Source organism: Streptomyces sp. NBC_01233, from assembly GCF_035989305.1.
Lineage (GTDB): Bacteria > Actinomycetota > Actinomycetes > Streptomycetales > Streptomycetaceae > Streptomyces.
Map to the genome: position 1 here is coordinate 1 of NZ_CP108515.1, position 25,503 is coordinate 25,503.

At 69.4% G+C, this 25,503-nt stretch carries 28 protein-coding genes and 1 pseudogene; 12 read left to right on the forward strand and 17 right to left on the reverse strand.

Features of this window, described 5'->3' with window-relative positions:
• Window positions 1-1,096 precede the first annotated feature (1,096 nt).
• Complete coding sequence (locus OG332_RS47020) at window positions 1,097-1,717, forward strand: hypothetical protein (RefSeq protein WP_327419595.1); 621 nt, start codon at window positions 1,097-1,099, stop codon at window positions 1,715-1,717.
• 59 nt (window positions 1,718-1,776) lie between these two features.
• Entirely contained in the window at window positions 1,777-2,193 is a 417-nt protein-coding gene (locus OG332_RS47025; protein WP_327419596.1) for a helix-turn-helix domain-containing protein, read from the forward strand.
• A 1,093-nt stretch (window positions 2,194-3,286) separates the two neighbouring features.
• Here OG332_RS47025 and OG332_RS47030 read toward each other — a convergent pair.
• From OG332_RS47030 to tpg (OG332_RS47050), 5 genes are all read right to left on the reverse strand, one after another.
• Window positions 3,287-3,805 carry a hypothetical protein gene (locus OG332_RS47030; RefSeq protein WP_327419597.1) on the reverse strand — a complete coding sequence of 173 codons (519 nt, stop codon included), beginning with the start codon at window positions 3,803-3,805 and terminating at the stop codon, window positions 3,287-3,289.
• Between the two features lie 17 nt (window positions 3,806-3,822).
• Window positions 3,823-4,095 carry a hypothetical protein gene (locus OG332_RS47035; protein WP_327419598.1) on the reverse strand — a complete coding sequence of 91 codons (273 nt, stop codon included), beginning with the start codon at window positions 4,093-4,095 and terminating at the stop codon, window positions 3,823-3,825.
• Window positions 4,095-4,328, reverse strand: a complete 234-nt coding sequence (locus OG332_RS47040) for a hypothetical protein (RefSeq protein ID WP_327419599.1) — start codon at window positions 4,326-4,328, stop codon at window positions 4,095-4,097. The genes OG332_RS47035 and OG332_RS47040 overlap by 1 nt, the downstream gene beginning before the upstream one ends.
• A gap of 307 nt (window positions 4,329-4,635) precedes the next feature.
• On the reverse strand, window positions 4,636-5,406 hold the full coding sequence (locus OG332_RS47045) for a hypothetical protein (protein WP_327419648.1): 771 nt from the start codon (window positions 5,404-5,406) through the stop codon (window positions 4,636-4,638).
• A 103-nt stretch (window positions 5,407-5,509) separates the two neighbouring features.
• A complete protein-coding gene (gene tpg / locus OG332_RS47050; RefSeq protein WP_327419600.1) occupies window positions 5,510-6,100 on the reverse strand; it encodes a telomere-protecting terminal protein Tpg in 591 nt (196 codons plus the stop codon).
• 498 nt (window positions 6,101-6,598) lie between these two features.
• Here tpg (OG332_RS47050) and OG332_RS47055 point away from each other — a divergent pair, with 498 nt between their 5' ends.
• Together OG332_RS47055 and OG332_RS47060 are read left to right on the forward strand one after the other, a co-directional pair.
• Window positions 6,599-7,627, forward strand: coding sequence for a tyrosine-type recombinase/integrase (locus OG332_RS47055; RefSeq protein ID WP_327419601.1), 1,029 nt, complete (start codon window positions 6,599-6,601; stop codon window positions 7,625-7,627).
• Window positions 7,624-7,950 (forward strand): helix-turn-helix domain-containing protein, encoded by a 327-nt coding sequence (locus tag OG332_RS47060; protein ID WP_327419602.1) that lies wholly within the window; start codon window positions 7,624-7,626, stop codon window positions 7,948-7,950. Before OG332_RS47055 ends, OG332_RS47060 begins: the two co-directional genes overlap by 4 nt.
• Window positions 7,951-7,958: 8 nt before the next feature.
• Here the strand turns inward: OG332_RS47060 and OG332_RS47065 are convergent, their stop codons facing one another.
• Window positions 7,959-8,219 (reverse strand): hypothetical protein, encoded by a 261-nt coding sequence (locus tag OG332_RS47065; RefSeq protein WP_327419603.1) that lies wholly within the window; start codon window positions 8,217-8,219, stop codon window positions 7,959-7,961.
• 717 nt (window positions 8,220-8,936) lie between these two features.
• Here OG332_RS47065 and OG332_RS47070 point away from each other — a divergent pair.
• Window positions 8,937-10,250, forward strand: a complete 1,314-nt coding sequence (locus tag OG332_RS47070) for a hypothetical protein (protein ID WP_327419604.1) — start codon at window positions 8,937-8,939, stop codon at window positions 10,248-10,250.
• A 25-nt stretch (window positions 10,251-10,275) separates the two neighbouring features.
• Here the strand turns inward: OG332_RS47070 and OG332_RS47075 are convergent, their stop codons facing one another.
• Window positions 10,276-10,686 carry a hypothetical protein gene (locus OG332_RS47075; protein WP_327419605.1) on the reverse strand — a complete coding sequence of 137 codons (411 nt, stop codon included), beginning with the start codon at window positions 10,684-10,686 and terminating at the stop codon, window positions 10,276-10,278.
• 134 nt (window positions 10,687-10,820) lie between these two features.
• Here OG332_RS47075 and OG332_RS47080 point away from each other — a divergent pair.
• A pseudogene (locus OG332_RS47080) lies at window positions 10,821-11,183 on the forward strand (DUF6233 domain-containing protein); the annotation flags it as partial.
• Between the two features lie 53 nt (window positions 11,184-11,236).
• On the opposite strand, the gene OG332_RS47085 reads toward OG332_RS47080, so the two are convergent.
• Window positions 11,237-11,458 (reverse strand): hypothetical protein, encoded by a 222-nt coding sequence (locus tag OG332_RS47085; RefSeq protein ID WP_327419606.1) that lies wholly within the window; start codon window positions 11,456-11,458, stop codon window positions 11,237-11,239.
• Window positions 11,451-12,584 carry a hypothetical protein gene (locus OG332_RS47090; RefSeq protein WP_327419607.1) on the reverse strand — a complete coding sequence of 378 codons (1,134 nt, stop codon included), beginning with the start codon at window positions 12,582-12,584 and terminating at the stop codon, window positions 11,451-11,453. The genes OG332_RS47085 and OG332_RS47090 overlap by 8 nt, the downstream gene beginning before the upstream one ends.
• A gap of 144 nt (window positions 12,585-12,728) precedes the next feature.
• On the opposite strand from OG332_RS47090, the gene OG332_RS47095 reads away from it, so the two are divergent.
• Window positions 12,729-14,009, forward strand: coding sequence for an endonuclease domain-containing protein (locus OG332_RS47095; protein WP_327419608.1), 1,281 nt, complete (start codon window positions 12,729-12,731; stop codon window positions 14,007-14,009).
• Window positions 14,010-14,071: 62 nt separating this feature from the next.
• On the opposite strand, the gene tpg (OG332_RS47100) is transcribed toward OG332_RS47095, so the two are convergent.
• Window positions 14,072-14,635 carry a telomere-protecting terminal protein Tpg gene (gene tpg / locus OG332_RS47100; RefSeq protein WP_327419609.1) on the reverse strand — a complete coding sequence of 188 codons (564 nt, stop codon included), beginning with the start codon at window positions 14,633-14,635 and terminating at the stop codon, window positions 14,072-14,074.
• Window positions 14,636-14,650: 15 nt separating this feature from the next.
• A complete protein-coding gene (gene tap, locus OG332_RS47105; RefSeq protein ID WP_327419610.1) occupies window positions 14,651-16,888 on the reverse strand; it encodes a telomere-associated protein Tap in 2,238 nt (745 codons plus the stop codon).
• A 92-nt stretch (window positions 16,889-16,980) separates the two neighbouring features.
• Between tap and OG332_RS47110 the strand changes: the two genes are divergently transcribed.
• Entirely contained in the window at window positions 16,981-18,837 is a 1,857-nt protein-coding gene (locus OG332_RS47110; protein WP_327419611.1) for a zeta toxin family protein, read from the forward strand.
• Here OG332_RS47110 and OG332_RS47115 read toward each other — a convergent pair.
• Entirely contained in the window at window positions 18,801-18,992 is a 192-nt protein-coding gene (locus tag OG332_RS47115; RefSeq protein ID WP_327419612.1) for a hypothetical protein, read from the reverse strand. The genes OG332_RS47110 and OG332_RS47115 overlap by 37 nt on opposite strands.
• 3 nt (window positions 18,993-18,995) lie before the next feature.
• Here OG332_RS47115 and OG332_RS47120 point away from each other — a divergent pair, with 3 nt between their 5' ends.
• From OG332_RS47120 to OG332_RS47130, 3 genes are all read left to right on the forward strand, one after another.
• Window positions 18,996-19,427 carry a hypothetical protein gene (locus OG332_RS47120; protein ID WP_327419613.1) on the forward strand — a complete coding sequence of 144 codons (432 nt, stop codon included), beginning with the start codon at window positions 18,996-18,998 and terminating at the stop codon, window positions 19,425-19,427.
• Between the two features lie 70 nt (window positions 19,428-19,497).
• Window positions 19,498-20,691, forward strand: coding sequence for a tyrosine-type recombinase/integrase (locus OG332_RS47125; protein WP_327419614.1), 1,194 nt, complete (start codon window positions 19,498-19,500; stop codon window positions 20,689-20,691).
• A gap of 492 nt (window positions 20,692-21,183) precedes the next feature.
• Entirely contained in the window at window positions 21,184-21,435 is a 252-nt protein-coding gene (locus OG332_RS47130) for a hypothetical protein (RefSeq protein WP_327419615.1), read from the forward strand.
• An 81-nt stretch (window positions 21,436-21,516) separates the two neighbouring features.
• On the opposite strand, the gene OG332_RS47135 is transcribed toward OG332_RS47130, so the two are convergent.
• The 5 genes from OG332_RS47135 to OG332_RS47155 all read right to left on the reverse strand — a co-directional run bounded on the left by OG332_RS47135 (window position 21,517) and on the right by OG332_RS47155 (window position 24,170).
• A complete protein-coding gene (locus OG332_RS47135; RefSeq protein ID WP_327419616.1) occupies window positions 21,517-21,729 on the reverse strand; it encodes a hypothetical protein in 213 nt (70 codons plus the stop codon).
• Window positions 21,726-22,106 carry a hypothetical protein gene (locus OG332_RS47140; RefSeq protein ID WP_327419617.1) on the reverse strand — a complete coding sequence of 127 codons (381 nt, stop codon included), beginning with the start codon at window positions 22,104-22,106 and terminating at the stop codon, window positions 21,726-21,728. Before OG332_RS47140 ends, OG332_RS47135 begins: the two co-directional genes overlap by 4 nt.
• Window positions 22,103-22,360 carry a hypothetical protein gene (locus OG332_RS47145; RefSeq protein WP_327419618.1) on the reverse strand — a complete coding sequence of 86 codons (258 nt, stop codon included), beginning with the start codon at window positions 22,358-22,360 and terminating at the stop codon, window positions 22,103-22,105. Before OG332_RS47145 ends, OG332_RS47140 begins: the two co-directional genes overlap by 4 nt.
• Before the next feature lie 98 nt (window positions 22,361-22,458).
• Window positions 22,459-23,091, reverse strand: coding sequence for a hypothetical protein (locus OG332_RS47150; protein ID WP_327419619.1), 633 nt, complete (start codon window positions 23,089-23,091; stop codon window positions 22,459-22,461).
• 26 nt (window positions 23,092-23,117) lie between these two features.
• A complete protein-coding gene (locus tag OG332_RS47155) occupies window positions 23,118-24,170 on the reverse strand; it encodes an HNH endonuclease (protein WP_327419620.1) in 1,053 nt (350 codons plus the stop codon).
• A gap of 155 nt (window positions 24,171-24,325) precedes the next feature.
• Here OG332_RS47155 and OG332_RS47160 point away from each other — a divergent pair, with 155 nt between their 5' ends.
• Complete coding sequence (locus OG332_RS47160; RefSeq protein ID WP_442816416.1) at window positions 24,326-25,486, forward strand: ISAs1 family transposase; 1,161 nt, start codon at window positions 24,326-24,328, stop codon at window positions 25,484-25,486.
• Window positions 25,487-25,503 lie beyond the last annotated feature (17 nt).

Genomic DNA, 25,503 nt, shown 5'->3' on the forward strand with positions numbered 1-25,503 from the left:
GTACCCCATCGCTGCGCGATGGGACAGCGGCGCGGGTCGCTGCGCTCCCCCCGCCCACGCGATGTGGGCGGCTCCCTGCGCTGCGCTTCGGGAGCCAGTGGGGCCGGCCGCTGCGCGCCCGGCGGGCCGCGCGATGCGCGGCCGGGCCAATCAGGGTCTGACGGTGCGGCTGGTGGGGCCTCCTGTAGGGGAGTTGGAGGGAGTGAGGGAGGGCTGTGCCCTCCTGGGCGGGTCCGCTGCGCTCCCCCGCCTGACGGTCCTTCCGGCTGCGCCTCCAGAACCGTTGGGGCCCACTGCGTGGGCCTGGCTGGCTACGAGGGGGTGGGGTCGCTCGTTCGTGTTGGGTTCTAGTGTAGCGGGTGCATCGGGTTGATGCAGCATGTACCGTTGGCGGAAACACGAGACACCACCCAACCACCCCGGTGAGGTGCAGATTTTGAGCCTGCATCAGCCCTCGTTTTCAGCCCAACACTTAGGCAAGGAATCACGAATTGGGAAGGGTCCGACCTCAGCCACAGAACGGCACCTCGGATATCGGAAAGCCGGAATTCCGGCGTGCGGAGGTACCGGAGCCGAACGGCCCCCAGGGCCGGGCGGCGGAACCGCCCACCGGGACCAGCCACGCTTCCATGCTTTTGATCGTCACGGCTGGTACCACCCGAGACTCAGAGCCGCTACTGCTGTCCCCGACCCGCACCCGGGGACGGTGCCGCACGCGAAGCGAGCTCAGCCACGGAGGCCGGCTCCCCCAATCCGGTAGCTGTCAGCGCCGACACGCCCGCTGTGACCAGCGGTTTTTGCCGCGCGGTGCGGGGCGTGGCAGCCGGGGTTGGGGTGGTGGTTGGTGTCTAAAGACACCTAAGAGGGATCCACGCCGAAAACGGCTCTGACCTGCGGCGATGCGAAACCGTTTGTTCTAGGTTTCCAGAACAAACGGCTCCCGAGTGTTCTGGAGATCTAGAACAAAGTCACCCGGAACCTGACGGGTCGTTAGGTGACTGTGAGGCACCGCTTGTTCTGCCCCTCCAGAACAAGCCGGTTTACCTAGTGCTACCGTGCTCACCGAACTGTTGATCATCCCTGGAGGACTGTGCTGATGGAACAGCTGCCGATCGTCCGCCCCGGCGAGCGCGTGGTCGCGCGGTCGGACGGTAAGGGTGGCTTGATCCTGGGCGTGGAGAAGATCCAGGGCCGGGAGTTCGCCGCGAGCGCCGAGCTCAGCGGCTACGTCCTGGATGCCCGGCTGCTCTTGGACGTGCTCGGCAGTCTGAAGGCGCCCGGGAGCTGGTTCCAGGTCTGGTGCAAGCTCATGGCGCTCCAGAACGCGAACCGCGCCGACGACAAGGACCGCGCGGTCCCCCGCGGCTTCGTGAAGACCAACCAGCGTGACCTTCAGGCCCGGTGCAACCTGTCGGCGGCCTCCGTGAACGAGGCCAGCCAGTTCTTCGCGCACATCGGCTGGATGCGCACCGCCAAGCGCGGCATGCTCCAGCTGAACCCGTGGCTGACGGTGGCCGGCACCTCCGGCGAACAGGAGAAGTGGCAGAAGCTCTGGAACGCCGCTGAGGGCCCGGCCTGCATCATCCCGCACCCCGACTACCCCACCGAGTGGCGCCAGGAGCGGGAGGCCGAGAAGAAGGCCGCCGAGGCCGCCCGCCGCAAGGAGAAGGTCGTGACGCTCCGCCAGCGGCGCCCCGTGCGCAAGGCGAGCGCGTGATCTCGCGCGGCATACCCTTGTTGTTGCAGCGTCGTCCTGATCGGAAGTGGTGAGGCTCCGTGAGCAGCTCTTACGTCCCCAGCCCTCCCACAGAGGCGCCCGTGCAGATCCCCCGCGCCGTTCTGCGCATCCTGGCCCTGGTCGACATCACCACCGCCGGCCGCCGCGTCCTGGACGAGCTGATGTACCTGAGCGACCCGGACACCGGCACCGCCACGATCAGCCAGAACGAGATGGCTCGCGAGCTGGGCGCCAGCAAGCCGACCGTGAACCGCGGTTTCAAGGAGCTCCGCGAGTGCGGACTCGCCTGGAGCCTGGAAGACGGCCTCTACCAGCTCCACCCGCTGCTGAGCGGCGGCAAGGTGGCCTACCCCATGCCGATCCCGGAGATCAAGGCCGCCGAACCCGAGCGCTTCACCGAGCAGCGGCGGGCCCGGTACGCCGCCCAGGTCGCCAACCTCGCCGCCACCGGCTGACAGGCCGCAGGCGGATCCGGCCCGCGAAGCCACCAGGCGCTGCACCTCCGGGTGCGGCGCCTTCTTCATGCCCGCGATCTAGCCGGTAGCACTAGCTAAACCGGGTTGTTCTGGAACAGCAGAACAACCAGCAGGCTCTGACTCCCTCCGACACGGGACTGCTGTCGGTAGCACCAGGTGAACCGGCTTGTTCTGCTCCTCCAGAACAAGCCAGCCGTCGCCGGGGAGGCAGCTGCTGCGTGCTGCGGGTCTGCGCGCGCAGCAGCACTCGGCCGAGCAGCACGACGGTGGCAGCAGCCGCGAGTCGGTAGCCGGCCCCGGTGCAGCGGCCGCCCGCTGCACCGGTGAGGTCCGCCTTGCTACCCGAGCAGCAGCCGTGTGCCGCCCGGGTCGTGCGAATGCTGCGCCGCACCGTGGCGAACCTCCTGCTGCACCCCAGCTGGACAGCAGCAGGGGTGCAGCAGGAACGCCTTGCACCCTTCACCTTCAGAAGCAGCAGCGAGCAGCACGGCCGCGCTGCACCGGACTGCTGCCGAGGCTCCAGGTCGGGTCCGGTCGCGGGGGTCGTCTTGCACCCCAATGTAGGTAGGTACTTGTAGTACCTATGTGCGGGTTGTAGATCTCCCCCCTGAGAGCAGAGCTCGGAGCCGGGAACGACGAGAAGGCTGGCGGCGAGAAGGCGCCGGACCTCTGGTCCGCCGGTGCCGGCTCTTCCCGGTCGGCGGCGCCCCACGGGCGTGCGAGGCGCTGTACGCCGCTGTGAGCGCCTGTCAGCCTCATGATCGGCGCGAGCGGTTACCCGAAGGGCCTCAGGGAGCCTCAGGCGGCCGCACAGCGCCGGGAAGGATCATGTGGGCGGCGCGGGGGCCGTCGTCGGCAGGTGACGGGCAGGATCACCGTGCTGAGCCGGGGAGCTGATGTGGGCTCCGCCGGGCTTGCAACGCGGGGTGCAACACGCGCCCGGATCCTGCTGTGCGGGCTGTTGCCGCAGGTCAGGACCGCAACGCGGACTCTGTTGCACCTGAGTGTTGCAATGCCTGTTGCAGGCTTCCCGAGCTATGGGTGCAAGGGTGCAAGGCCGGGTCGAGCAAGGTCACAGACCCTGGGCGAAGGTCTCGCAGTACGCGAGGGATGTCGCCGCCACACGGAGGTTGCCTCTGGCTGCGGCCCGCTTGGCCACGTCCATCAGCGCCAGCATGTTCTGGAGCGGGCTGTCCTCGTCGGCGGCCGCGGACTCGGCAACCCGGGCGAGCAGCACGCGGTCGGCCTGGTCCAGGACGTCGGCCCAGGCGCCGCCGTACGCCGCCGGGTCCACTCCGGTCAGGGGCGTGAGCCACAGGTCCGCGTGCGACTGGAGCTGCTGCTCGCCGGAGCGGTAGTCGAGCACGGTGCCGCACGGCATCGTGCCGGTGTCCGGGTGTTCCGCAGGGCCGGGCCAGCCGTCGAGATCCACGGTGTGCGCGGGGCACAGGTACGCGAGCCAGGCCGCGCCCGGCCCGGAGTCCTGCGCCGGGCCTTCGCGGAGCACGGTGGCCGTGACCGGGCACTCCACCACCCTGCGCAGCCCGCCGAGGTCACGGTGGCCGGAGAGCTCCTGGACGATCGACGGCACGGTGGCTCCTTCGCGGGTCAGACCTCGATGTAGGCGACGACGACCACGGTGCGCAGCGCCGTGACCCAGTACAGAAGCCGGACGCGCTCGATGTCGTCGGTGTACTGGCGCAGCTGGGGGCCGGCGGTGTCGCCGGGAAGGGCCTCGCCGACGTCGGGGTCGACGGAGACGACGACCAGGGCGCGGTCCAGGGCGTGGATCTCCGCCTCGCTGGTGATGTTCTCCAACTGCTTGGCGGCGGAGTCGGAGAAGGCGATCCGTGCGCGGCGTGGGCTGTGCTGCGGGGCCATCAGGCGACGGCCGGGCGCTGGGCTGCGAGCCGGGCGAGGTGGGCCTCGCGCAGTTCCTCCCACGGCGTGCAGTCCTCCACCGACGGCAAGCCGTTGGCGGCGATGTCCTCCAGGACGGCGGCGAACTGGTCGGCGTTCTCGCGGGTGCGGGCCGCGTACGCGCGGACCGCGTCGGCGGCCGCGGGCTCCAGCTGCTGCCGGGCGGTGTCGGCGGGGGCCGGCTGTTCGCTCATCGAGGGCTCCAGGGCGCGTAACTGGCGGGTCTCACCACGGTATCGCCGGGTGGAAGGGCCCGGGACCACTCCGGCCGAACCCGGCTTCGCGATCACGTTCCGTACGGATCACCGGCATCCGGGAGGTCAACTTTTATGTGTCACGGCCGCCCCTCGGCCGCCCCCAGCCCCCACCTGGAGTGCCCTTCGGGCTCACCGAAACGGACATAGATGGACGTATTCGGGGTGGCGTGACACTTTCCGGGTGAGCGTGACAGCCGGTGTCACGCTCACCCTCCGTCAGCGTGACACCGGCTGGCGCCCCGGATCAGGGGCCCTCTGGGCGGGCGCGGGCGAGGAACCCGGCGAGCGAGCCGACGGCTTCGGGCTCGGTGGTGGCGAGCGTGGCCGCAAACGCCAGCTCGTCGGCGCCGGCGCCGGGGACCAGTCGGAGGAGCTCGCCGAGCAGGGCGGCGTGCGCGAGGACCGGCGGGGTCAGAAGGCCGGCGGCGGCCTCGCGGGCGGCCGGGTCGCGGTAGTGCCCGCGGTGCGTGGCTAGGGCGTGGGCGAGCCAGCTGTCGACGTCGGCCTGGACGTACCCGCCCGCGCGGCGGGTGAGCTCGTCCCGTACGGCTTCGTCGCCTTCGGCCGGCTCGGCCTGGTCCAGGGTGCCGAGGTCGCGCAGCACCTGGAGGTGGTTGGCGCGGGCCGCGATTCGGACGGCTTCGCGCAGCTCGGCCTCCCGGGCGGCCGCCGCCGCGGCGTCGGCGGCGAGCTCGGCCTGGACGACGTCGTCGACGTCCGGGTCGTAGACGGTGCCCGGCCCGGCGGCGGCGAGCAGCTGGGCGATGCGCGCCCACTCCACGAGCTCCGCCGGGCCGCGGACATCGTCGGCCAGGTCCTCGTACCGGGACGCCTGCCGCGCGTCGAACCGCGCGTCCTCGAGGGCCGCCGCGACGGCGCCGGCGTCCATGCCCTTCGCCCGGCGCCGTACGACGCGGCGGCCGATGCGGGCCGGGTCGACCGGCTCGCGGGGCGCAGCGACGCGTGGGGGGAGCGGACGGCGCGCGGTGCGCCGGGTCGGCCAGGGCGTGGTCATCATCGGCCTCGCAATCGTCGTGCGGAAGGGAGCGGGCCGCCGCCAGAGCGTTGTTCGACGGCCCGCCAAATACGGTTTATAGCAGCCCCGGAATTCGGTCGTGTCAGAACCGGAATTCTATGGACACAACGTGTGTGAAATCCGCACGCAGGCCCTTGGCTCGGGTGCCCCATTCCGTGAAATAGGACTCGGTGATGGCCTCGGCGACGAGCGGATGGAGGTCCTCCTCCGTCGCTCCGGCTGCCTGGAGCTCCAGGATCTGCTTGGCGTAGGTGGGTGAGATGTCCGTGGTGATGGAGCGCTCGCGGCCGTCGTCCGAGCTGCCCTTGCCGACGAATCCGAAGTACGCCGTGACGTCCACCATCATGCCGCTGGTGGTGGACGCCTGTTCGCGGACCTGGGCCCTGACCTGCGGTTGCCACTCGGATTCGGTCTCCTCCACCAGGGCGGCCTGGAGCCTCTTCTGCGGGGTCGTCAGGGTCCCGGCGCGGTAGCGCTCCACCGTGCGGCGGGAGACGCCCAGACGCTCCGCCAGGGTCCTGGTCGAGCCCTTCGCCCGCGTGAGGAGGAATTTGATCTGGGCCTTTGCGGATTTCGGCGCGGGCCGGGTGAAGACCTTCCGCTCCGCCCGCGCGAGGGCCGCCAGGACCATGCCGCGGCCCGGGGCCGGCTGCTGTGCGTCATTGATCGTCATAACCGCAGGGTGTGGGACCGGGCCTGTGGACAGAGTCCGCGTTCGTGCAGGTCAGTGCGGGTCCTGTCGGGGTCGGCGCCTAGGGTGGAGGCATGACGTCGTCCTCCGCCCCCTCCGAGCCGGTTCCGGTCCCTATCCGGGTTCTGCTGCCTGGGGACCAGGACGTCGTCGGACGCCTGTGGTCCAAGCGCCAGGTCCGCGACGGCTGGCTGTACGAGGTGGGCCTGCCCGCGTACCGGAACAGTCCAAACAGGAGGAATTGCATCAGTTGCAACACTCCGCACGTGCTGCCTGCTGTCGTTCTCGCCGGTCAGGGGCCTCGGGTCCGCAGAGGGGAGAAGGTCACTCGAAGGGCTGACCTGCCACGAGAACGACTGATCTCACATTGTTGCGGCTGATACAACACCGTTTGTGGCTCTTGAAGCGCCTGGATCGGCGCGCCTTGTTCTCGCGCGTAATGTCGTTCACCTCGACCCCGCACCAGCGGTGTTCGAGGCGATGAAGGATGGGTGGGCCAGGCAACAGGCTGCCCGTTTCCTGCGGGTCTCGACGATCGGCCCGCGGCTGCGTGTGGTGCAGCGGATGTTCGAGTTCACCGGCTTGTATCCGTGGCAGTGGACTGCAGCCGAGGGCGAGGCGTTCATCGCCGAGTTGCGTGGTGGCAGCAGCCCGGTGCTGATGTCGACCGCCCGCGGCTACGAGGTGATCATCACCCTGTTCATGGAGTACCTCCTGGACCGCCGTTACGGCTGGGTGGAGGAGTGCCTGAGCCGGTTCGGTGACACGCCCCGCGCGGTGTTCCACGAGGGGAACTCGGTACTGCACACCGTGGAGTACGAAGGCGACCCCCGGCGCCGGCCGCTGACGTACGACGAGGTGCAGGCGCTCTTCGACGCGGCGGACGCACGCCCGCAGCGGATCCGTGGCCAGGGCCGCAAGGGGGTGCTGACCTCTCTGCGGGATGCTGCGGTGCTGAAGACGATCTACGCATTCGGGACGCGGCGGACGGAGTCGTCTCGGGTGGACTTGGTGGACCTTCGACGGAACCGGAAGGCGCCGCGGTTCGGCGGGTACGGGTCCATGATGGTCCGCTTCGGGAAGTCGTCGAAGGGGGCTCCGCCCAAGCGGCGGACGGTGCTGCTGGTTCCGGAGATGGACTGGGTCGTCGACGTCCTGGACGACTACATCACCCAGGTACGGCCACAGTTGTCGCCTGGCGCTCATCCGGCGCTGTGGGTGAGCGAGCGCGTGGGCCGGCTCTCGCCGCGATCGATCAACGAGGCGTTCGTCGCCGCCCGGCAGGACGCGGGCCTGGACGAGTCGCTGGACCTGCACTGCCTGCGGCACAGCTACATCACGCATCTGACGGAGTTCGGGTATCCAGCGCGGTTCGTGCAGGAGCAGGTCGGACACTCGCATGCGGCTACGACCGCGATCTACATGGGCGTGTCGAACGAGTACCGCACGACGTTGCTGGAGGCGTCGATGCGCAAGCGGCTGGGCGAGGACTGGGACGTGGTGTCGTGATCAAGAAGATGGGCTACCAGTGGCTGTTGCGTCGGCTGATGGCCGAGCGGGAGATGTACCAGACCTCCGACTTGGTACCCCTGCTGGCAGAGCGGGGCATCACCTTGTCGCGGGAGCAGGTCTACCGGCTGGTGACCCAGCCCCCGCAGCGCCTGAGCATGGACACCTTCGTCGCGCTCTGTGACATCCTCCAGTGCACTCCCAACGACCTGATCAAACCGGAAGTCGTCAACGCAGTACTGCGCAAGACGGCCGACGGCACGCCCGCGGCGGTACCGCTGCCTGACCGCCGTACCGTCATCCGACGGCCCGGACAGCCATGACCTACCTCTCACCACGCCAGCGGCAGGCGCACGAAGAACTCCAGCAGGTTCGGACAGAAGTGGTCGCGTTCTTCACCGAGCGCCTCGGTCCCGCGCTGGACGCAGTGGCTGCTCAGCGGCTGGTGGAGGAGGCAAAGGGGTGGAGTCCGCAGCCGGTTCGGGTGCTGGCCGCGCATCTGGCCGACCATCCGGACGCCCTGACCGGCCCGTCGGCCTACGCCCCTGCCTCGCTCGTGCGTCTGCTCGGCCTCCTCCACGCAGCCGGCCACGGTCGCGTGGTGACCAAGCTGGCGTGCGTTGTATGCGGGCGTACCGACCCGCTGCCGCTGGAGACTACGGAGCAGGGCCGCTGTTGCGGCTGGTGCTACGCCCGCACTCGCTTCCGGCAGTGTGGCCGCTGCGGGCGTGTGGATCAGATCGTCACCACCCGCGACGACGTGCCCATCTGCCGCGCCTGCTACCGCACCGACCCGTCGGTGGTGGAACCGTGCATCGGCTGCGGCCGGCTACGCGCCCCCGGCCACCGAACCCCGCAGGGTCCGCTGTGCACCAACTGCACTCCCAGGCCACCCCGCCCGTGCTCCGGTTGCGGCCGGACGAAGAGGGTCAATGCGAACACCGAGGCCGGACCAGTCTGCGGGGCCTGCTACCGGGCCCCAGCTCGTCTGTGTGGCCTGTGCGGAGAGGTCCGCCCGATCCAAGCCCGAGCCGCCGACGGCAGCCCCGACATCTGTATCCGCTGCTACCGAGGCCCCAAAGGCGAATGCGCCGTCTGCGGCCGGATCCGCCACGGCGGCGCCGTCAGCCAGCGCGGCGGCGCCTTCCACTGCCGTTCCTGCTGGCCCCGGCCCATCCGCGAATGCGGCATCTGCCACCGCCACGCTCGCACCCACAGCCTCTGGCCTCTCGGCCCGGTCTGCTCCGCATGCCACAGCCTGCGCCGCAGAACCCCACGGCCCTGCGGCTCCTGCGATCAGCAGAGGGTGATGGTCGGCACCGCTCCCGACGGCTCCGGACTGTGTGCTGGCTGCTGCGGAGACACCGGGCGGTGCCCCGCTTGCCGGGAGCCCGCCGACCTTCTGGGCGGCGGGCGGTGCGCCCGCTGCACCCTCGCCGGCCGGGTCCACGATCTCCTCACCGGCGACCGCGGTGCGGTTCCCAACCAGCTGACGGGGCTGGCCGGCGTCCTCACGGGCGCCGAGAACCCCTACCCCGTACTGTCCTGGCTCCACCGCAGCCAGGCCGCCCGCCTGCTGGCCCACCTCGCGGGCCAGGACAGCCCCATCTCCCACGAACTGCTCGACAACCTGCCTCAGAATGCCCCGACTCGCCATGTCCGAGGCCTGCTGATTACCGCGCGCGTCCTGCCCCGGCGCCACGAACACCTGGCTCACCTCGAACACTGGATCACCCACACCATGCCCGCGCTCCTCGAACCTCACCACACGTCGGTGATCAGGCCTTTTGCCGAATGGCACGTCCTGCGTGACGCCCGCCGCCGCACTACCCGCAATCGCTACTCCGTCGGCGCCGCCAAAGCCGACATCACCGAAATCCGGACCGCCATCGCCTTTCTGACCTGGCTCGACTCCCACCAGACAAGCCTCGCCGACGCCGATCAGCTCCTCTTCGAACGATGGATGACTGAACACCGCACCCACGTCCGGAAACTGACCAGCTTCATCCGCTGGATCAGGGCACGAGGCCTCAACACTGCGCTGACGACCCCGAAGCGCCCCCGCCAGTTCGCGGGCAGCTTCCTTGCCGAACGCGACTACACCCACCACCTACGCCGCTGCCTGACCGACGGCAGGCTGCCACGCGAAGTGCGGATCATGGGCGCCCTCGTCCTCCTCTATGCCCTGCCGCTCAGCCGGATCTCGGAGCTCACGACCACCCAGTTCCGGCGTACGCCGGATGGAGCGTTCCTCACGCTGGGCCGCCACCCCGTGCTCCTCCCACCCCGCCTCGCCCTCCTGATCGAGGAACAGATGGAAGACCCTGGCACGGGATACTTCCGCCGCCAGCTCGACGACGAGATGCACTACCTGCTGCCCGGCCAGGCTCCGGGCCGCGCCCGCAACCCCCTCGGCGCCGGCGCCCTCTTGCGCTCACACGGCCTCCCCGTTCTCACCGCACGCAATACCGCAATGATCGAAGCCGTCACCGACCTGCCGCCGATCATCGTCGCCGACCTGTTCGGCCTGCACCCCAGCACTGCCAACCGCTGGGCCGGCTACGCCAACGACAGCTGGACCCACTACCTGGCGGCTCGGGACCAAGACGTGCCGGGGTCCTGACTCTTAATCGGATGTCATGCAGACGTCACTGGGCCTCGTCGCTTCGTACATTTCCCCGGTACGTCACTGCGTCGGGGCCGATCCCCAGGGCGGTGAGCAGGGTGTTGATCGCGGCTTCGTCGTCCTCAGTGTCCTTGATGACGGACACGATGGTGTCCTTCAAAGGGCTGGTGTTCAGCCGGTAGAGAGCGAAGTGGATCCCTCTGATCTGGACCATGGCCACATCGATGTCGGAAAGCTCTTCCCAGCCGTGCTCGATCGACAGCCTCAGACGGTGCGCCAAGGCCTCCAGCGGAGGCGCGAGGCAGGCAACTTCGCGGAACAGGCCTGCGATGTACCACCACATACTCGTCTGCCACGCAGGGTTCGGGTTTGGGCACGCTGAGACGGGCGCCTCTAGCCAGTCGGCTTCCGGGCCGGGCACATCGAAGTTCAAGATCTTCCACCCCCGTTTTGACCGCAGCCTACCTGGATCGTCCAGCCGAACCCATCGAGGCCCTGCCACAGCCACAGGCTGGGGAATAGCGCACAGTCGAAGTACTGCCTCTCCACCAGTACGGGGACACGGAGGAGCCGGCCGAGTACCGGGTCTGGGTGCGCGCGCCGCAGCACGTACGGCCCCTGGACGGCGTCTCGTACGACGACGTGCCCGTCGAGTACCTGGAGCAGCCGTCGGTCGTGGAGCGGGAGCTGGGGCCGCGCCGCCCGTCTGGCTGGGTGCTGGCGAAGGCCGGCGGCCGCGGGCCCGGCCGGGGCACCGTCCATGCCGTCGATTGCGCGGAGGCGCCGGCCGGGGCGCCGGTGCTCACCCTGGAGCACGCCCTGGACGTGGCGCAGCACCCGGGAACGAGGCTGTGTTCGCTGTGCGGAGCTGCGGCCGAACTCGACCCGGTCCTCAAGGGCTTCGACCGTGGCTTCGACGGCGAGGGCTGATGCCCGAGTCGGGGCCGCGCGTACAACGGCGTGTGGCGGCAGGCTCGCCCTGTCTAGTCTTCGATCAGTGCCTTGAACTGCGGGCAGCCGACGGCGTGCCACTCCCTGACGAGGATCTCGCCGTCGACGATCACGACCTCTGCGTGCCACGGCAGGCAGTCGTGGCATGCATAGATCTCGTACGCGTTGCCTTCGTCGTCGAATGCCCGAAGGTCCACGCAGCCGACAGGCGCCCGGTAGGTGACGTCCTGGTCCGAGTCTGAACCGTCAGCCATCTGCGCGGCTCTTTGCCCTGATCAGCTCGTTGGTGAGCTCCACGGTGCCCAGGTACCACCAGAAGATCCAGTCGAGGAACGCTTCGTCGTACTCGCCGCGCTGGTCGGCCCGGCGGTGGCGGAGGTCGAAGCGGTTGGCGATCTCGAAGAGGGCGCCCTCGTCCTTGCCGAGCTGGTCCTTGATCAGGGCGCGGCGCTCTTCGAGGACGCGGCCCAGGTTGAAGATGGCCGACCGCTTGCTCTCGGGGGAGGCGTCCCGGCTCCGGTAGAGCGCGATGGCGTGGCGGACGTCGGCGGTGACGTCGGGTGGGCTGTCGTTGATGGCGCGGTGCACGAGTTCGCTGCGGGCGTCGTCGGTGACGGCGACCAGGCGCCCGAGGTCTTCCCCCTCCATGGCGAGCTCGTAGTGGATGCCGGCTGCGCGGAGGAGCTCGTTGACCTTCGCCCGGTACAGGGTGCGGGCCGGCGCGTTGTGGAACTCCGAGTGATGCCAGCCGCAGTTGCAGAAGTCGTGGTAGCGCCGCATCCGGGGGCGGCTGATGAGGTCGTGGAGGACCTCGATCAGGCCGTAGAAAGTGTCTTCGTCCCAGGTCTCCGGGGCCAGGGGCCACAGGCCGGGGATGCCCAGGCGTCGCTCGATCAGCGCGGAGGCGTCGGGCAGTGAGTCCGGGGCGTCGACGCACTCCTGCCCGAAGTGCTCCGCCAGGTAGCCGTTGTCCTCGAGGTCGCCGATGATCCTCGCGAAGTCGCGTCGGGCATCGCGCGCGGTGCTGCCGTCGATGGAAAGGCCCCGGCCCTGCCTCTGCGGCCAGTACGGCCTGGGCGCGGCCGCGGGCCGGATCTCCGAGGCACGGCTGATGAGCTCGGCGAACCATTCGTGCTTCGTCATCACCGCGGGCGCGGACCGGCCCCATCCGGAGACGGTGCCGCCCCAGGGATCGACCTCGTTGTGGTTCGGCATCTCGTCGAAGTCCGCCACGGCCGTCGACCCCGACAGGGCCTCGGTCATGAGCCATTCAGCGCGGTCCGTCCAGGATGATCCGGTCGACGCAATGATGCGCTCACCTTCGGACACGAACAGGGATACGGGCCAGGTCAGCTCGTAGTTGCTCAGATCCAGACTCACCGCGTCATCATCACCCATTTGCCTGCCCGCCGGGACGGCATCGGTGAACATGCCGTGCCTCGCCCTCAAACGGTCGTACGACGATCCGTGCAGTTGTGCGGGAACTGGGCTGGCGCTGTCAGAGCCCGCTGTCACCATCCGGGCATGGCCCAGATCAGCCCCAGGCTCGCCCGCACGTACTTCGCGGAGATCGCCGCCGGATCCGCCGTCCCGCTCGACGTGGACGACCTCGTGAGCATGGTGCGGCTGCGCCAGCACGGCCACGTCGTCCTCGGCCACGTCGCGCTCCGCTGCTACAAGTTCAGGTCGAAGTGGACCTACGACGAACGCGACATCCGCCGCGCCGCCCAGGTGTTCGCCGACTTCCGCCTGGACCCCAGCGACGTCGTCGAGGTCCAGCTGCCGCCCTACCGCGAGCACGGCGACCAGGATCCGGAAGAACGAGGCCGGTCTGACTGGCGTGAGCGGATCGCCTCTTGGATGTACTGGCACGCCCGGCACACGCACCAGCGGGAGCGACCGTACGACGAGCGGGACGACAGCTGGCAGCGCATCGGCGCCAGCGGGCTGCCGGGCGAATTGACCTGGGAGGAGTTCCTCGCGGCGTCCATCGGCAGCCGGCGGAGCATCGGCAACACCAGGCCGCTGGAGCTGATGACTCGCTCGGACAGCGGCCTCTTCCTGCCGAGGGCCTACGCCGACCTGCTCGACCGCTGGGAACAGGTGACAGAGGAACTCGTCGGCCGGGCCCAGACCTGCAGCCGCTGCCGCGCCCCAGGCCCCCGGTGGGGCGCCTGGCGCACGCCGAGCCCGCACGGCTACGTCACCCTGTGCCCGCCATGCTCGGGCGCCACCTTCCAGCGGTACACCGGTCACCTCCACGGCGTGCTCTACGCGTCGGCCCGCACGCGCAGCACCCGCGCCGACGGATACCTGTGCCGCATGTGCGCGGAGACCCGGGCATCGGTCTGGGACCACTGCCACGACCACGGCTACGTGCGCGGCCCGCTGTGCGCCAGCTGCAACACCTTCGAAGGGAAGAGCTCGGCGCACTCCTTCTTGCGGGACAAGGAAGGCTCCGCGCTGCATCTGCTGGAGTGCCGCGGCTGCCTGGAGGGGCGTACCCTGCCCGGCCGCTACCACGCCGCCCTCGCCCGGATGCATCTGGAGGCGACCGAGCGCCACGTCATCCGTTCCCGCCGCTGCAGGCGCGAGCCGTGGATCGAGGGCGTCGAACTCGACCGCGGCGCGTACCGCTTCGAGCTGTCCTGCTGGTGGCACGACGCACGTTGGACGAAGACCGTGACGGTGGTGGAGGCCGCGATGCTGGTGCGGGAGTTCGTCGACCAGGCGCTCGCGGCCGCGCAGCCGACCGCCGTGGTGCCGGCCCCGCGCGCGGCATCGGACACGCCGTCCCCTGCGTGACTGCGGGAAACGGAGCGAGCCCGGACCGTCGGTCCGGGCTCGCTCTCGTTCGGGGTACGGCCCTACAGGTCGAACTCCAGGTCCAGTACGTCGTTGATCTCGACTTCCTCGAGGGACCCGGCACGTCGGCCGCCATCCTGGAAGTAGACCTCCTTGAGGGCTTCGGCCGTGAGCTGGCGCAGGGTGTTCTCACTGGCTCCCTGCTGCTGGGCGTCGAAGAGCCGGGCGGCGTGCTGCGGGGGCAGGGCGACGGTGAGGTGCCGGATACGGTCCTCGTCCGTCGTGTCGATCGGCGCCCCGGCGTACCCGAGGCGGGCGTGGACGTCGATGACGATGCCGCCGGTGGTCGCCGCCTTCTCCCGGGCCTTGGCCCGGATCTGCGGCTGCCAGCGCTTCTTCACCTCGCGCTCCAGGCGCGCGGCGAGGCCGGCGCGCGGCTTCTTGGCCTTGCCCGCGACGTACCGCTCCACCTGCCGCTGGGAGATCCCGAGTGCTTCGGCGGCCGACTTCGTCCCCTTTAGCTGCTTGACCAGGTACCGCATCTGCGTGCCCGCGCCCTTGGGCGCGGGGCGGGTGAACGCCTTCTGCACCGCCTGGTCCAGGCCGTCCCCGAACTCCTTGGCCATCGCCTGTCTGCTCCCCTACTCGCCGTTGTCGTCGTCGGTGACGGTGCCGTCCTTGATGTAACGGGCGAGGTTGAGCTCCGGGGCGTTGAACCGCTCGCGGACCTCCTCGCCCCACAGCACGCTCTGGGTGCCCTCCCACTTGACCAGGCCGGGGTTCACCCCGAGCTTGAACCCGCCCGGGAGCGGCTTGCCCTCCCGGTAGGGCAGGAAGTCCAGCGGGGTCTCGCCGCCTGCGGCGTAGACGACGCAGTCGGACAGGATCGCGATCGGGTACTGCCCGGTGAACGCCGCGTGCTTGACGATCTTGCGGTGCAGGTTGATCCGGGTGCGCGAGATGACCGCCGCGCGGATGTCCGGCCGCCACGTCGGACGGGCCAGCGCGCGCCACGGCTCGCCCGGCCGCCAGCCCTCGCCACGCGGCCGCTCGCGCAGCTTGCCCAGGCCGCCCTTCACGGTCGCCTTGATGGCCGAGGCGACAATCGCCATCTGAGGGTCGCGTGCCTTGTAGCCGTTCATCGCCTCCAGGAAGTCGGCCGGGGCGAGGTCTGCGTCGACGCCGAGGTCGGCCATGGTCGCGAGGTAGGCGTCGCGCAGGCGGTTGTACCAGCCGTCCAGGTAGCGGCCGTTGTCGTCCCGGACGTACGCCTCGGTCGGCGCGACGTCGTAGCCGAGCTCCACCGCGTACGCCACCGTCGGCGTCGCGTACCAGGCCGGCCCCGTCGGACGCTCCCCCTTCGGAGTGAACGGGGAGGGCAGCAGGCTGCCGTCCAGCTGCACCCAGTCCTTGCCGACCTTCACCTTCGACATGTCGACGTGGCTCAGGTCCACCAGCCACGATCCGGGCAGCTTCGGGTCGAAGACCGGGTTCTTGACGTGCGTGGGTGCGCCCAGGCCGACGGGGAGGCCGTTGGCGCCTGCGGCGAAGGCCATGTTGACGTCCAGGCCGACGAGGTGGCGCAGGGTGCACTCGGCGTCGGTCATGGGCCGGGCCCAGTCGTACGCCTCCTCGAAGAGCTTCTCGGCGGGGCCGCGGACGTGGAAGCGCCCCAGGTCCTTGAGCAGCGGGTGCCCGTCCGGGGCCTCGCACGGCGCCGGATCGACAGGGTCCTTGCCCAGGGAGCCGGGGGTCTTCTCGTCGGCCTGGCGCAGGGCGCCGGTCTCCTCGTCCCGCACGGCGTAGGTCGGCGGGTGCAGGGCGGTCATCAGCTCCAGGCCGGTGACGGCGGAGGAGCCGCGCGGCGTCATCACCCGGGTCGCGTACACGCCCAGGAGCCGGGCGAGTTCCGCCGGCGCCAGCTGTCCCGCCGCGCCCCAGTGACGGGTGTCCAGCGCGTTCCACGAGGGGATGCACAGCTGGACGCACTGCCGGTCGGAGCCCTTGGCGGGCCTGTAAATCCGGGCCCAGGGCCCGAAGCCGCGCTTGGTGAGCTGCCAGTCGGCGCGGGTCAGCTGGCGGATGACCTTGTGGCCCTCCGGGATGCGCCCGGCGGCCCGCTCCTCCGGCGTGAGGGTGGCCGGCAGGCCGTAGCGCTCCAGTGCGGCCGCGGTGAGGATGATCAGCGGGTCGGCGTCCTTGCCGGGACCGACGAGCTTCGGCTGCCCGAGCTTGGCCTCCTTGAGGGTCCAGTCCACCAGGGACGGCAGGGACTTGGCGGGCACGTCCAGGACCAGGCCGCCGGTGCAGTACGCCAGCACCTTCCCGTCCTCGACGTCCAGGACCGCCAGCGGGCCGTTCTCGAACCGCGGGTCGGTGCCGCCCGCCGGGGTGTTCGCCGGGGCGGCCTTCTTCGCCGCCGGGCGGCGCGACGTCGACGACGTCCTGGTGGTGCTCGCCGGGCGGGTCTCGGCGGCCGGAGCAGCAGCGGCGACGGGACCAGGCGCGGGGGTCTGGGTGTTGTCGGTTTCAGTCATGGCCGCAGCCTCGGAGGCCGGGCCTGTGGACAGAGTCGGCGCTTCGGCCGGGGCGGGCGCCCCGGTGAACGTGGCGGGCACCGGGGCGCCCGGCTCCTCGGGCGCGGGGTAGAGCTCGGCGAGCTGCTTCAGCAGTCGCGCGTACGCGTCCCGTTCCGGCGGGCGGGGCTCGGTCTTGCCCGACTCCCAGCCGGACACCGTGGCGCGGCGCACCTTCAGTGCGATGGCCACCTCGTCGATCGTCAGGCCGTGCGCGGCACGCAGCCGCTTGCGCTCCGCCGGCGGCGGAAGCGTGGCGCGGGACGCGATCAAGGCGTCGACCGCGTCGAACAACTCGGACATGCAACACCTCCTTTCGTCGATTCTAGCACATGGAGCGAACGAATGCCGTACGTTTGACGTACGAAATGCGTACGCAACTGTGGAGAGGTGCGTTGAGAGACGAGAACGTCGTTCCGGTCGTGCTGGCCGAGCGTGAGCACGAGGAGATCCTGGTGACGGAGATCCTGCCGACCTGGACCAGGAACGCCGTCCCGCAGGACCAGCCGGTGGTCATCGTCGTCGCGGGACCGGCGGGCAGCGGGAAGTCCCGGCTATGCGACCTCCTACTGGCGGTTCTCGCCCGGCGGGGCGGGGCGGTGCTGATCGGCCGCGACCTCTACAAGAAGGCCCACCCCCAGTACGACGCCCTCATGCGTGAAGACGACCTCACGGCCGGCGTCCGGGTGCGCCCCGACGTCCTGCGGTGGCAGGCGGAGGTCGAGGCGCACGTACGCCGAGAACGCTTCGACGCGGTGCTGGAAGCGCCCATCGCCGACCTGGCCCAGGCCATCGCGACGACTCAAATCTGGCGTACGGCGGGCTACCGCGTCGAGGTGGTGGCGCTGGCCACGTCGGAGGCCGAGGCGCAGCTCAGCGCGCTGGACCGTTACCTGACGCAGGTCGACGAGCAGGGTGTGGGCCGGTCCGTGTCCTGGGGCAACCTCGAGCAGTGCACGCGCAACCTGCCCCTGTTCCTGGAGGCCGTCGAGGCCGAACGCCTCGCGGACCAGGTCATGGTGGTCCGCCGCGGTCTTTATGTCCTGTACCGCAACGAGCTCACCGCGGAGGGAACCTCCTGGCGCGAGGAGGAGGCCGCTCCCGAGGCGCTGACGGCGGAGTGGGGCCGGCCATGGACCGCGCCGGAGACCTGGCAGTTCCGGCGCCGCCTGGCCAGCACGGAGCAGCGCTTACACCCGACGGTCCTCGCCCCGGAGCGTCGCCTCGCGATCGCCGGAGGGCTGGAGCGCGCCTTCGCACTGGCCGAGCCGGTGCGCCGGATCGCCCAGCCGCTCACCGTGCCGCCCGGGGTCGACTACCACCGCCTGTCCGCCAACGAGCACCGGTGGGTCTTCGACGAGCTGATCGTCCCCATGTTCCTGGGAACCATCACGCCGCAGGACGACCCGGTCACCCTCTACGTGATGGGTCCGCAAGGGTCAGGGAAGTCCCACACCGCGCGTGCCCTGCGCCGTGCGCTGAGAGTGCGCCGGCCCACCCGGATCGAGGGCGGCACGTTCAAGTCGTTGCACCCCGACTACCGCCAGCTCCTCCAGGAGGAGCCACGTACGGCGTCGGCGCGGATCCGGGCCGACTACCGGGCCTGGCAGGAGATGGCAGAAGCCCACGTACGGGCCCGCCGTGGGGACATGCTGGTCGAGATCGCTCCGGACAGCATCGACCACTTCCTCAACAGCGCGCGCCGCGACCACCGGGCGGGCCGCCGTGTGGAGCTGGTCGTGATCGGGGCGCGGGCCGCAGACAGCCGGCTGGGGACCGCGACCCGGTGCGCCGAAGTGGCCCGCATGGGCGTTGCGCCCCGCTTCACCGCGGCCGCCGCCCACACCAGAACCTTCGGCATCGTGCCCGCCGTGGTCCGCGCGGCCGAAGCCTCGCCGTACGTGCACTGCGTCTCTGTGATCCGCCGGGACCTGACCGCGCTGTACCGCAACGAACGGACCCCGGACGGTGCCTGGAGGAAGCCGGCGCGAGGCGGGGACGTCCTGGAGGCCGAGCAGCACCGCCCCTACACGCCCGCCGAAGCCGCCCACCTCCTGGCCACCCTCCAGCGCCTGAAAGGCGAGCTGCCGCAGTACTGGGCGGACCTCGTCGAGATCGCCGCGATGGCCTGGCCGCTGATGCCCGCTCACCTCCAGCCGCGTACCCTCGCCTCCACGATCACCCCGGCCCAGCTGCCCGTCCGGACGGGCTCTCGCTACAGGCCCTCCAGCTCCTGGGCGAGAGCCGCGTAACGGGCCCCGATCTCAGCCGCTTCCTCCCCGCCTTCCTGGAGCGTTTCCAGGTCGGCGGCGCATACAGCCAGGCCCTCCTTCAGGGCCTGGAGCACCTCCGGGCCCTCCCCGTAGCGTTGCCGCTTCCTGATCTGCTCGGTGTACCAGCTGGTCACAACGTGTACGGCCTGTTCGGCGGCCTCGGTGCTCCACTGCTGGAGGCGCTGTCCTACTACCCGCACCTGCTGGCCTGGGACCTGAGCCGGCTGCCCGCGAAGAAGCGCATCGTCCCGGTGGTTCTGCTGGATACCTTCGAGGACACCGCAGACCGGCACCGGGACTTCGAGCGTCTGCTGCAGCGTCTGGTGTGGCTCATGCCCGGCACCTTCTTCGTCATCGGCGGCCGCAGCCGGCTGCCGTGGGCGGACCCCGCGCTGCACGGCCAGCTCGACTGGACCGGCCCCGCCGCATGGCCCGGCCTGGCGGCCTCCTCCGCCTCCCTGACGGTCCCGCAGCCGCGGGCAGCCGGCTCCGGCGCCCGGCAGTATCTGATCGGGGACTTTACCGACTGTGCTGTGAGTGTCGGGGTCACTCGTCGGAGTGGTCTGTAGGGCCTTCGCGTTCTCGTTTACCGATCTCGGCAAGGCTGTTCGTCGTGTCGGGATGCGGCGGGAGGGGCACGTGCGGAGTGTGATTGTCCTGGATGACATTCGGGTCCAGGAGATTGTCCGAGGGGACGGAAGCCGGTCGTACACCATCGTGTGGCCCGACCTGACCGTGGACGAGGAGGCGGACTGCTTCCTCTGCCAGTACGAGGGCTCGGGGACACAGAAGACGTATGCGTACACCCTCGTCGATCACCTTCGGTGGCGGGTGCGTGAAGGGCTGACGACGGCGAAGATCTCACTGTCCGATCTGCAGCGGTACATGGGGGCGGTCGGGGCACGGGTGTCGATGCCGTTCGGCGAGCCGTGGCGGCTGCCGCCGAAACGTCCGTACGGCCCCGGCGCCCTCAAGGTCACGTCCGCCTGCTTGAAGGGCTTCTACCTGCATCAATGCGCCCGGCAGGGGGTGAACCCCGAGCTCAAGGCGGCCTTGGATGTCCGGCGGCTGCCGACTCAGCCGGACCGGGACCGGACGCTGCTGGGGCACTTGGTGACCTCGATGTCGGCCAACCCGCTGACGCCGCCCGGCCGTTCGCACCGCCGGCACCCGAAGATGCTCCCGGACGGGGCGAGGCCCGAGCTGCTGAGCGAGGTCAACACGGCTCGGGACGCCATGGTGGTGACCTGGTTGTCCGACACGACGCTGCGGATCGGCGGGCTGACCGGGCTGCATGTGGTCGACCTGCACCTGCGGGAGAACGCGGCCTGCGGCGAGTGCAAGAGTCCGCACGTTCACGTGTGTCACCGCGGAGCCAACCCGAACCGGGCGGCGGCGAAGAAGAAGCCCCAGTGGCGGCTGCAGGACGGTGTGATCACCGGTGGGGAGATCTACCGGGTGAGCCCGGCGATGATCAGCACCTACTTCATCTACATGACCACCGAGTACACGAAGTACGCCACCGGGCACGGGATGCTGCTGATCCAGCTGCACGGGTCGAACATCGGTGAGCCGTGGACGGCGGACGCGGCCCGCGGCATGCTGCGGCGGGCCGGGAGACGGGCCGGCCTGCCCGGCCGTATCAAGCCGCATCAGTTCCGGCACAGCACGATGGGCAAGATCCTCGACGCGTCAGGCAACGACCCGCTGGTGGCCAAGGAGGCGGGCAACTGGGCCTCTATGAAGATGGTCGACGAGGTCTACGGCCACCCCGACCAGCACTCGCCGGAGTTCGTGGCCGCTCTGAAGGCCGTCTGGGGTGAGGAGGAATGAGCACCCCGGTCCGCCGACTGCTGCCCGTCCTGTCACCGTCCACGACCTCGAGCCGCACCACCGGCGACCGCCTGGAGCTGCTGACGGCCCTGCTCAACGCGCCGACGTTCGACGCCGCCTTCCGCACGGACGTGATCGACCTGCCCGGTGACCATCACGTCTACGCCTGGGAATGCGGCGTCCCGCGGTGCGAGCGAGCTGTGAACCCGGGCACCGAGTTCTGCCACATCCATCTACGTGACTGGGGTCGGCAACGTCGGGAAGGCGTCAGTGTCGCCGAGTTCCTTCGCACCGCCGCGCCGTTGAAGCAGGCGTCCTGGATTACGCCGCCGGCCTGCCGGATCTGTCGCCATACTCCTTCCTGGAGTCCGGAGCGGCTCTGCTTCATGCACGCCACCCGATGGCGCCGGGCTCAGTATCCACACCTCAAAGGGGGCGCTGCCCCGGAGACCCGAGATCGAGGCCGCGGGGCTTCCCTTCCTCCACCGGTTCGTGGAGCTCGCCCTCGCCTTCCACCATGCCGTCCGCGGCGAGGACCAGGGCCTGGCCGCCACCATCGACCGGCTGCGCGTGCTGACCGCGACCGGCGACTTCGCCTACTTCACCGACATCGCTCACTTCATGGGCGCCCTGCCCCTGCCGGGGCCGTCGACCATCCGCTGGACCACGAGCGAAGACGACGTCCGCGGCGCGTGGCGCGGCCTCGTCCAGACCCGGCAGGAACACCTGCTCGCCGGAAACTGAGCCTGGACGCGCGACGGCTCCGACCAGAGTGCGTGGTCGGAGCCGTCGCCATGGACAGGCCGGGCGCCGGGCCCGGAGAAATCAGCTGGCGTCGGGGCGCTGCCCCACGAGCTGGGTGAGCAGCTCGATGATCTGGGCCTGATTTCGGTCGATCTTCTCGTCGAGCGCTTCAACGCGGCCCCCAAGGCCATCTACCGCCTGCTCCAAGCCAACGAGTCCTCGACGAACTGCCGTCAGACCAGCCGCGATGCCCTCGCAGTAGGTATCCCCCGACAGCCGGGCCTGGCCGCTCACGGGGTCAGGTCCAGGACCCGGACCGGCAGACCCTCCCACCGCTTCGGCATGGTGGTGGCCACGATCGCCCCTTCCGGCCGGTCCGCCGTCGGCTGCGCCGCGTGCTGGCTATGGGCAGCCGCCCAGGTCTCCTGCTGCGCCACGGCAAGCGCTGCGGGCAGGTCCAGATCCAAGACGGTGATACCCGGCAGTGCCGCCAAGTGCTCGGCGGTACCGGGCCGGGCCCGGTCGGCCTCGACGAGCGCGCACGAGGGCGCGTAGAGGAACCAGCCCGTCTCGGCGTGCGCGCGGTGGATCAGCCGGGAGGCCAGTACGTTGCCCTGTCCGGCCGCGGCCATTGCCGTCTCGTCCAGCACGATGTGCATCGCTTCGCTCACGGGCGCTGCACCTGCGCGAGCCGTCGGTCGAGTTCGTCGTCGAGCTCGCTCTGCTCGGCGGCGGTCGGGGCGTACCCGTTCCAGGACCGCAACGCGGCCTGCGCCTTCTCCGCCCGCTCGGCGCGCTCGGCCGGCGTCAGCATCGTTTCGGCCAGCCGAGCCAGGTAGGCGCGCAGGGACAGCCCCTCGGCGGCTGCGATCGCCGCGAGGCGGTCCTTGGCTTCCTCGGGGATTCTTACGTTGGCATCGGACATCGTGGTGCTCCTTCCCATGCCTCTAGGGTACGGGTACGTACCCGTACCCGTCCTGGCCTATCCGGCTGCTCGCCAAACCAGTGGGTGCGCTGGCACCGCTATCGCTCGCCCTCGCCATCCGCCTGCCAGCGCTTGGCGCGGGGGCGGAACGCGAGAACCGAGCCCTCGCTTCCCTGTTCTGAGCCGCGTGACGCCCCCTCTGCGGTTGGCTGCTCCGCTAGGAATTCGCGAAGCGCCGTGGCCAAACTGGTTCCAGCCCGCGCAGCTGCAGAAAAGACCTCACCGGCAGGACGGCCCCCTACCGTGTCAAGTTCTCGTAGATATGCTGTCACTTCGTCATCGCTGGGCCATCGCCGCCCGGCCTCGTAGAAGCAGCGAGTCCATATGTCGATCGCGTTCTGTCGATCTGCGCTGTGATTAAGTGCCGCCAGCTCGTTGGGTGTCAATCCATGGTGAAGGTTCCAGGATCGATGGTAGGCGGCTATGCAAGCTGCGATCTTCATGCGGTGCGAAGAAGGGGAGATATTCGATACCTTGTCTACTTGATCCTGGACCACGGAGAGAAAGAAGTTGTCCGGTGCGTCCCCCGTCAGGAAGTACCAAGCATCTACCCACTCCATGACTATGTCGGCACGCTCTTGCTTGCTCAGCGATTCAAGGGGTTCCTGGATGGTGCCGCAACGTTCGCCGGCACCGTGGACGGCAGCTGTGATGGTGCGGATGGGATCCACCCACCGCTCGGCCCCCCTGAGCAGGCTCAGGCTTTCGGCGAAGGTTGAGACCTACTGATGAGTGGGCGACTCCTCATGGTCCTCCGTCCAACTGGCCTTCCATGTCTCAACAGCTGCCTGATCCAAGGGGTGAAGCTCAATGGTTTTCGACTCCCCTCGCCGTCGGACACGTATGCGCGAGCCCGCTCCTGTAGTTCACCAATCATCCGCCAGGTGATGCCGCAAAAGTATCGAAATCGATTCTCCGTTTTCACGCCACCCTTGCGCATCGCCTTCTCGACGATCCCGGGTATGGCTTCAACTGGCAGCCCGGCTTCCCGAAATCCATCCAGGCTATTCTTCCAATCCGTAGGCAGTGCTATTGCGCCATCTTCTCCTGAAGTTGCATGTGTCCATGAGTTCCAAGATTCGAAGAAAGTGCTTCTGAAGGTCTCGCCCACCTCGTGCTGTGCAGTCATATCTGCGGCCGCCCGCCGCATTGCCTCGGCCCACCTAAGAGCGTCCCGCGAGACGTTCTTAACTATCTCGGAGTCAGCTGTCATGCTGCTCTTGCCGCTGTTGCAGGGCTCGCAGGCTGCCACGAGATTGTCCGGGGTATCAGAACCTCCGAGCGCCACGGGAACCACATGATCCACACGGAGCGTTACGTCCGGAGCGGACCCCCCGCAGTAGCGACAGGTGTACCGGTCCCGGCGCAGGACCTCGAAGCGGAGCCGATTCGAAACAGCCACATCTCTCCAATGCCCCAGCGGTTGGGATGTGCATAGATGGTCCCAGCCGAGGCACCGGTACGCGGGGGAATCGCAGCACGTCCTGGGTGCAGCCCGTCGCGAGATCGGCAAGGCACCTGCGGTCAGGAGTCGAGTAGCCCCGGTTCGCGTCAGGGCGGCACAGCGGCATGCGATGGCCGACGGCACGGTCCGTAAGACTTTTCGCGTGGCAGCCTGGACCGCGCCGTGCGCGGGTTGCCGCCGCGGGTCACCGGGGTGGGTGGTCCATGACGTCTGCGCCGGCATGGCCGCATAGGTCACAGTCGGTCCGCTTGGCCATGCCGCTTCCTCGTCTGCGGGGCAGGGCATCGGCACGAAGGTGACTTGAGGGTGTTCACCCCAACTTGCCTTGCTGGGAGGGTTCGTGACGAAATGTGGCAGGCACGGTCACCGGCGATCATGTGAGTGTCTACGTCCCATGATCCTGCTGGAAGACCGTGCCTGCCGTTGCCGAATCATCCCTCATGCCCGCCTCGCTTGACCAACTCGCCACCGCATCGTCTCTGTCGGTTGAGGAGTGCCCGGGCCTGTTGACCTGCCTTGCGACGGTGACGGACCCCCGTGACCCACGGGGCCGGCTTCACCCCCTGGTCGGCGTGCTCGCCATCTGCGCCGCTGCGGTCCTGACCGGCGCGACCTCTCTGCTGGCGATCAGTGAGTGGGCGGCTGACGCCTCGCAGTCGGTCCTGGCCCGGCTCGGTGCCAGCTGCGACCCCTTCACCGGCCAACACCACGCCCCTGGTGAGGCCACCATCCGCCGGGTACTCGCCCAGGTCGACGGTGACGTACTCGACCGAGCCGTCGGCAGCTGGCTGTCCGCCCGATGCCCGCAACCCAGCGAGCGGTTGCTGCGGGCGATCGCGGTGGACGGCAAATCCCTGCGCGGCGCCGCCCGCGCGCACGACCTGAAGATCCACCTGCTGGCGGCCGTCGACCACGCCACTTCCGCCGTCCTGGGCCAGGTCGACGTTGAGACAAAGACGAATGAAATCACCTGCTTCCAGCCACTACTGGATGCCATCGACCTGACCGGAGCGGTCGTGACCAGCGACGCGATGCATACCCAACGCGAGCACGCCGAGTACCTGGGAGGCCGGGGCGCCCACTACATCGTCATCGTCAAGGGAAACCAGAAGAAGCTCCGCAAGCAGATGAAGTCCCTTCCCTGGAAGCAGATCCCACTCCAGAACCGCACCGTCGGGACCGGCCACGGCCGCAGCGAGATCCGCCGGATCAAGGTCTGCACTGTCGCCGGCCTGCTCTTCCCCGGCGCCGCCCAGGCCATCGAACTCAAGCGGCGCCGAGTCAACCGCAAGACCGGCAAGGTCAGCACCAAGACCGTGTACGCGGTCACCAGCCTGACCGCCGAGCAGGCCAATCCGGCCCAGCTCGCGTCCTTGATCCGCGGCCACTGGTCGGTAGAGGCGCTCCATCACGTGAGGGACACGACCTTTGCCGAGGACGCCTCACAGCTGCGGACCGGCAACGCGCCCCGCGCCATGGCCACCTGGCGCAACCTCGCCATCGGAGCCCTTCGCCTGGCCGGTCTCCGCAGCATCGCCACAGCTCTCAGAGGAAACGCCCGCGACGCCACCCGGCCCCTGCGAATCCTGGCCATTCCGTGATCAAAAAACGGTCATAC